The sequence below is a fragment of the Acanthopleuribacter pedis genome (assembly GCF_017377855.1).
Classification (GTDB): Bacteria; Acidobacteriota; Holophagae; order Acanthopleuribacterales; family Acanthopleuribacteraceae; genus Acanthopleuribacter; species Acanthopleuribacter pedis.
Genome location: NZ_JAFREP010000095.1, coordinates 1 through 495, shown reverse-complemented (window position 1 = coordinate 495; position 495 = coordinate 1). Strand labels below are relative to the sequence as shown.

At 66.3% G+C, this 495-nt stretch carries 1 protein-coding gene; it reads left to right on the top strand.

The features are described from left to right. On the top strand, positions 1-495 hold a 495-nt coding region (locus J3U88_RS33995; protein WP_207863677.1), incomplete at both ends, for a hypothetical protein.

Below are 495 nucleotides of genomic sequence, written 5' to 3'. Positions count from 1 at the left end.
GCCGGCAACCCCGCCCAAAACGACGGCTTCCCGCAAAGTTGGGACCTGCCAGGGGATGCCGACCTGTTTTTGCGCCGCAACGCGAAGGGGCAGATTGAGGCGCTCAGCCAAGGGACCGGACAGCCCGCCGCCCAGGCGCCAACCACCGCGACCGAGGACCGCGACAACCTCACCCTGTACCTCGGCTACGATGCGCAAGGCCGCTTACAAACCAGCACCGACCCGCGCGGCCTGCAGCTCACCCGCGCCTACCAGGGCGAGAGCGGGGTGATCAACACCGTCACCGCCGGCAACCCCAACAACGCGGACAACCTGCTGTTGCAAACCGAGAACAGCGGCTCGGGCGTCAGCAGCGCACGCCGCACCCAACGATCCTGGCTGGGCGATGAGGTGGCGATCCATCGCGGCACCGAGAATCCCTTCCAAACCGACCTGATTCGCAATGGCAGGATAACGCGGTTCAGCCTCGATCCCGCCACCGAACGCCTCAAGCAA